Genomic DNA, 6,766 nt, shown 5'->3' on the forward strand with positions numbered 1-6,766 from the left:
CTAATTTAACAAACTATTTTGCCTCGCCCCTTATTCGTTATCGAATTCGTAATTCATGCTGTCCGTTGGGGCCTGTAAGTAAAAGCCTTGGATGTAATGAACCCCAGATTGCCACAGTTTTGAGAGTACGCTGGCGTTTTCAACGAAGGGAACTATCGTGATTTTTTCGATAGTGTGTAGCTCTTTAATTAACTCAGAGAAGCGCGCGCTATTGCCTTCTTGAAGCTCTTGAGTATAGCTGCCATCTATTTTTATGTACTTGGCTGGTACGTGCTGGAGGGCGTTAAGGGGGTTTACGCTGCAGCCAAAGCGACTAATGCATACCGATATTCCCAGGTCAGTGAGTTTTTCGCTGAGTGCTTTTGCCTGTGTAATGTGATCATTGACTTCGGGCTCGGTCATTTGAAACACTAAGCTGTCACAAGGTAATTTGGCGGCTTTAAATGCAATAGATAGCCACTCTGGGAGTGAGTTATCTTTGATTGAAGCATTGCTTAAGTTAATGATTAGGCGAGTGTTGTGGCCGTTGGCGCGGTGAGATGTGAGTGTCTTTAACGCTTCTAAAATAACCCAACGATCAATTTTAGCGGTTAAGCCGATTTCATTGGCAACGTCTAGAAAATCTTCTGGAGTGATTTCGTTACCCTTGCTGTCAAGCATGCGCATAAGCACTTCATAATGCTCTTGTGTTGAGCCGCGCAAGCTAAGAATGGGCTGGAATAGTAGTTTGAATCGCCCGTTATCCAATGCTTTTTGGATTAGCCTTTCTAAGTCTTTATCGCTGCGTGCGGTCGCCTCACCCGCTTCTTGTGGGGGTTCGTACAGTTCGGCCAGTTTGCTTTCGTTTTGTCGTGCTAGCTCGCCGGCTTTGAGTGCGTGCATTATTGGCGTGTCTGGCGTTGTTGTTGTTTCGCTGAACAACCCTGCGCCCACAAAAAATTGAAACTGTAAGCTGGAGCCGTCGATATCGATGTAATATTCGCGCAAACGAGCGCAAATATTTTCGGCTATTTCAAGTGCGGCATTGGCTTGCGTATTGGCAATAAGAAGAAGAAAAGCATTGCCTCCAAATTGGCAAGCGACCGAACCTTCTGGGCACAAGGTTTTTAAGTAATTACCAATATTTTTCAGCGTGCGGTCGGCGGCCAGCGCCCCGACTTTTTGTACCACGGTGGGCAGGAATTGATCGATTTCTATATGAATGACGGCGCCTGTTTGTTCGTTCTCGGCGGCAACATCCAGCGATCGATACATCTTCTCGACAAACGTATTACGGTCTAGCAGGTTGCTACTCGATTCCGAGTTTTTGGTGCTTGGTGTACTGCTTTCGCTAGCTTGGCTTTTGCCTACTCCTGGGACTAATAGTTGAATGCAGGTTTCGTCATCAAAGCTGGCAAGACTGATGTCAACGTTAATCGCTTTGCTAGTGCCGTTTTCGCTGAGGACTTTAAACGCAAGGACTTGGGTGTCGAGCATGTTGCCCTTTGTTGCCACATCTTTTAAAAAGTCGCGGAGTATTTCTTGGTCGCTAGGATCGATGATATCGATAATAGGCATGCATTCCAAATCATCTCTGTCGGCATAACCCAGTAATTGTGCGAAGCTCTCATTGGTGTATAAAAACATACCATCTTCGACGAATGCGATTGCATCTTTAGAGCTATCGAGTAGTTGCTGATTGCGGCGCTCTACATCTTTGAGTTTGCGTTGGGCGTAACGGCTTTGGCTGCGGTATTCTCGGTTTTCGAGTTCGCGGCTGATCACTTGAAGCAGGTGCTGATCTTCGTCTACCAACAAAACATCAGTGGCGCCTTTCTTAATTCCATCGACAATAGCTAGGCTACCTGCTTTGTCGGTAAGCAGTACCATCGGTACGTCTTTATTGAGCTTGCGAATTTGCTTGAGGGCTGTCTCTGGTGTGAGGTTGGTGGTGTCGGCATGCCCAATCAAAAGGTCCCAGCTGCGCTCCTGTAGCACTTTTACTAGGGCCTCTTCGCTTTCTACGTGTTGTGCGTCAGGTGTTTTCCCAGCGTTGGTGAGCATGCTGGCAAGGCGGTTGGCCTCGTCGCGTGAGTCATTCAATATCAATAAACGAATTGGAGTGTTGGCGTTCATACCGCTCTGCTTTAATAGGTTTCTGGTTTGCTTATATAGCAAGCCACTTGTGACTTTGAGTGTTTTCGTATTGTTATTTTTTTACCGATAGCTGCAGTGTTAAAGTCTAGTCGGAGCTTATAAACGGCACACCTCTAAGATGACCGCCTTACGAAATGCCACAGAGTGTACTCAATTGCTGGCATTCAGGCCAGTGCTGCGTCTGAATGAAGTCGTATAGGAGTATTATAACCGGGATACTGGTAGGGTGCTTACAGCGCATGCTGTGTTTTATTTGAAACCTCTTTTTCGTTGGCTAGCTCTAGATTAAAAGCTTTGGCTTTACCTGTAGTGAGTTGGCAGCTTGCAAGTTTGGCAAGGGAGGGTTTTGAGCTGCAATCCAGCTTTAGCTTAATCTTTGTGTTTTCGTCAAAGAGAATATTTGCAGTGAGTAGGCCTGAGCCCTTTTGTGGTGGTGAGTTGGGGAAGGTAAATGCGCGCATAAAATCGGAGTAACCCCCGTCATCATAGTTGCAGGATGCAGCCACGGCTTGAGGTTTGGTGCTGACTAATTGAACCCCGATTAGCGAGTGACTTTTGAGTTTTCTTATCCAACGTATTACACCAAGACTCCAATCTCTTTTGGCGTGCTCACGAATAGCGATGACATCGCCGGCATCAATACGTACGGGCTGCGTACCTTCCCACAACAAGCAATAGCCGTCTTTACTGATGTTTTGCGTGATAACGCGCAATGGTGCGGCTGGATTGGAGGCGCTGCTTGAGGCTTTTGCGCTGGCAGCAGGTGTTAATGCGCCCAATAAGTTGGAAAGTCCAGAGAGCCCGCTCGGTTTCTTGTTGGTGTCGGTGCGTTTTTGTTCGCCTAAAAATTCACTAAAGTCATTGAAACCGCTGAGTTTACTGTGGCACTGCTGGAAGCCAACAACAATTTCGGCTGTATGCTCGCTGGCGTGGCGATTGCTGGTTCTGGCAATGTTCCGGCCCCAGGCATTTTCAAGGTGGAGTGTGGTCGGAGAGCTGAGCTCTGGTGGGATAGAAATCTCGGCGTCTAGCCCAATAAGGCTGGCCTCGCCTTCAAGAAGATTGGCTAATTGTTGTGTCAGTACTGAAAAATCGACGTGTAAAATTCGCCCGGTTTCTGGGGCCGCTTTGCGCTCGGTCAGCATGGGCGGGTTATTGGATGACAGGTCGATCCAGAACGTTGCTGGTGTTGGAGACGTTTTAAGGATCTGTGCCCAAGAAGCTAGAGCGTTAAAGGTGTGGCTCATATCGACTTGAGTCAATTGATTAAGGCGGGCGCCTCCCAGTGCGATCATTCTTAAATAGCAATGAAGCGGTGTTGCAGGGCTAAGGCCTGAAAATTGAGGTTTGACTAAAAGTTGACCGACTTTTAGATGTTCTGCGATTTGAATAAAGCCGTTTGCGTAGCGCCAAATAACTGGAGATGCTTGGCTATAAAGCTGAAGATTGCGAAGTTGCATTAAGGCTAGGCATTGTAAGCCGTTAAACAGGGCTTCTGCTGCGGTGGCCTGTTGCGTTTGCTTTAATTTTTTCTCGGCACACAAGTCCTGCAGGATAAGGAAATAGCCCGTAGCCAGCCCTTTGAGTATTGTTTGTCCTAATACGGCAGCTTTTTGCGCGTTTTGAGGTAAAGCAAGCGGTTGATTTAAAAAGGCTTTGCCCAGTGAGATGGTGCAGGGGTATGCCGCAAGAAACAAGCTGTCCAGCATGCTTTTCCTTTCGCCTAATGTGGTTCTAAGGCGAAGAACTTGGGGGATAGCTTGATACAGGTGGCCACAGGTTTGAACGATTTGCGTTGTTTTAAGGCTGTCGACCCAGTCGGTGACGCGACTCGATTTATTGCTTGCGCAAAAAGCGAGCAGTTCGATGTCCTGTGTTGGGAGTTCAAGCGCTTTTAGCAGGGCTTGCACATCTATCTCGTGAGTCATTTAAATGCCTTAAAATTATTATCCCTTTTGCTCTTCGCAAAAAGCCGTGTTGTTTTTTTCGGGATTCCATTCCAAACCAAGAAGCACTTTTTTACGTATGCGTAAAGCGCGTCATTCTGGTTTTGTGAAGTTGGCCATTATAACGATATCTACGCCAACTAAAAGATACTTGTCTTATTGGGTTTGTGCGGTATTTCTCGTACAAGTTTAGGGACAAGAAAGCCTGGTAGTACGGCTAGCATTTGTTGGTGTATGGCAATAGCGTCTTTTTCGGGGGTATCGAAATGCGCCGCGCCTTTTACTTTATCCATAAGGTGTAAATAGTAGGGTAAGGCGCCCGCGTCAAATAGTTGTTCGCTTAATTCAATCAAAATGTCGCTTGTGTCGTTAATACCGGCCAATAGCACCGATTGGTTCAGTAATGTGATACCCGCTTGTTTGATGTACTGAAGCGCTTCGCGAACGCTTGAGTCTATCTCATTGGGGTGATTGCAGTGGATGACCATTACGGCGTTGAGCCGGCTGGTGGCTAGCCGATCGATGAATGCGGATGTTATACGTTTCGGTAATACAATGGGTAGGCGGCTGTGAAAACGGATGCGCGTGATGTGGGGGATATCTTCGATTTGACTAATCAGCCAGCTGAGTTGCGTATCCCCAAGCACCAGTGGGTCGCCGCCACTAAAAATCACTTCGTTAATACTGGTGTCGTTGCGTATATAGTTGAGCGAATCGAGCCATTGCTGCCGACTTGGGCTGTTGCTTTGGTAGTCAAAGCTGCGGCGGAAGCAATAGCGGCAGTTGATGGCGCACTGGCCGGCCGAGATAAGAAGCACGCGACCATGGTATTTGTGAATAATGCCTTGTGCGGGGTTGTGCTGGTGTTCGGCTAGTGGGTCGTCGGAGTAGCCCTCAGGGGTGTCATTTTCAGCTTGTAGAGGCAGTACTTGGAGAAGTAAAGGGTCGTTAATGTCTCTCTTTTTCATTCTTGTAAGGAACGGCCGCGTTACACGAACGCTAAAAAGTGAGCCCCCCTGATAAGCGCTGGGAAGGTATTCCTCGGGGAGTTCTAGCGCTTCAAAAAGTGCTTTGGGGCAAGTTATTAAGCTTTTTAGCTCTTCTTGCCAGTTGGGGGTATACGCAGCCTGCTGTGTTCGGGGTATCATACGCGCCTTTTTATTTATGCAACGAATCCTGAAGAGGAAGTGAAATGGCTGACTATTCTACCAACGAATTTCGCAGTGGGCTTAAAGTTATGCTCGATGGCGATCCCTGTACGATTGTAGAAAACGAATTTGTTAAACCGGGTAAAGGGCAGGCGTTTAGCCGTGTTCGCTTGCGTAACCTACGTTCTGGGCGCGTTTGGGAGCGTACTTTTAAGTCTGGAGAAAAGATTGAAGCGGCAGATGTTATGGATCAAGATATGGAGTATCTCTATAGCGATGGCGAATTCTTCCATTTTATGGATCCGCAAAGCTTTGAGCAGTTTCCGGCTGATTTGACAGCTGTTGGCGATACGGCTAAGTGGCTAAAAGAGCAGGATGTCTGTGTGGTGACGCTATTCAATGGCGCGCCATTGGCTGTCACGGCGCCTAACCATGTAGAGCTCGAAATTGCCGAAACAGATCCAGGTTTGAAAGGCGATACAGCTCAGGGCGGCACTAAGCCAGCGACTTTAACAACGGGCGCTGTGGTGAAAGTTCCCTTGTTCTTGGTGACCGGTGAAATTATTAAGGTCGATACTCGTACCGGAGAGTATTTGGGGCGCGCGAGCTCTAAATAGTCTTTTTCCTTACCAAAAAAGGCCAGGTAACCCTGGCCTTTTTTGTGTCTGTTGTATTTTAAAAAGCCAAGTTGTAAAAGGTGTTGAGCGAATGGGTGATGCAGTAAAGTGTTTGCAAGCTAGAGCTGAGCTAATGCATAAAATTCGAGATTATTTTTTTCGGCATCAGGTCATGGAAGTTGATGTTCCCGCTTTGTCAAAATATACCGTAACGGATGTTCATTTAGGTGGGCTGCCTGTGAACGTTAATGGTACGCAGTATTTTTTGCAAACATCGCCAGAATATTATATGAAACAATTATTGGCTAAGGGTTCCGGCAGTATTTTTAATTTAGCAAAAGCTTACCGCGCGGACGAGGTAGGGAGAAAACATCAGCCCGAATTCACCATGCTCGAATGGTACCGTTTGGGTTTTGATGATAAGGCATTAATGACCGACCTTGAATTATTGTTACAAGCATTGGGCTGTAAGGCGGTTGTTAGTCGCGTGGCTTATCGCGATATTTTTATGCAGTACACGGGTATCAATCCGATGGTTGCGAATGTTGATGAGCTTTCTCATTATGCTAAAAAAAACTTGGGAATATCGTGGAATGACGATTCGGTGAGTACATGGTTGGATGTTATTTTTAGTTTGTCTGTGGAGCCTAACTTGAGCGCCCCGACCATTGTTTATGATTTCCCTGCGGCGCAATGCGCATTAGCAAAGTTGGCGAAAAACAAGCAGGGTGAAAGAGTGGCCAAACGTTTTGAATTGTATTGGCAAGGGGTTGAGTTAGCGAATGGCTATTGGGAGCTGACCTGCCCCATAGAGCAGCGTAAACGTTTTGAGCACGACAATTATCTTCGCCTGCAGAGCGGCTTGTCGGAAATTCCCATTAATCCGAATTTAATGGCAGAGCTAGATTCTGGTTTGCCT

The 6,766-nt window shown here is 47.0% G+C and carries 5 protein-coding genes; 2 read left to right on the forward strand and 3 right to left on the reverse strand.

Annotated elements, in window-relative coordinates; all coding sequences use genetic code 11:
* Window positions 1-30 precede the first annotated feature (30 nt).
* The 3 genes from AC3A8L_RS06625 to epmB form a co-directional block, all read right to left on the reverse strand.
* Window positions 31-2,115: an EAL domain-containing protein gene (locus tag AC3A8L_RS06625; protein ID WP_487961446.1), complete on the reverse strand. Its 2,085-nt coding sequence runs from the start codon at window positions 2,113-2,115 to the stop codon at window positions 31-33.
* 251 nt (window positions 2,116-2,366) lie between these two features.
* Window positions 2,367-4,064 carry a hypothetical protein gene (locus AC3A8L_RS06630; protein ID WP_487961447.1) on the reverse strand — a complete coding sequence of 566 codons (1,698 nt, stop codon included), beginning with the start codon at window positions 4,062-4,064 and terminating at the stop codon, window positions 2,367-2,369.
* 158 nt (window positions 4,065-4,222) lie between these two features.
* Window positions 4,223-5,230, reverse strand: a complete 1,008-nt coding sequence (gene epmB, locus AC3A8L_RS06635; RefSeq protein WP_487961448.1) for an EF-P beta-lysylation protein EpmB — start codon at window positions 5,228-5,230, stop codon at window positions 4,223-4,225.
* A 44-nt stretch (window positions 5,231-5,274) separates the two neighbouring features.
* On the opposite strand from epmB, the gene efp reads away from it, so the two are divergent.
* Together efp and epmA are read left to right on the forward strand one after the other, a co-directional pair.
* Window positions 5,275-5,847 carry an elongation factor P gene (gene efp / locus AC3A8L_RS06640; protein ID WP_487961449.1) on the forward strand — a complete coding sequence of 191 codons (573 nt, stop codon included), beginning with the start codon at window positions 5,275-5,277 and terminating at the stop codon, window positions 5,845-5,847.
* A 91-nt stretch (window positions 5,848-5,938) separates the two neighbouring features.
* The coding region (gene epmA, locus AC3A8L_RS06645; protein ID WP_487961450.1) for an EF-P lysine aminoacylase EpmA at window positions 5,939-6,766 on the forward strand (828 nt) is incomplete at its 3' end.

The sequence above is a fragment of the Marinagarivorans sp. genome (assembly GCF_982758155.1).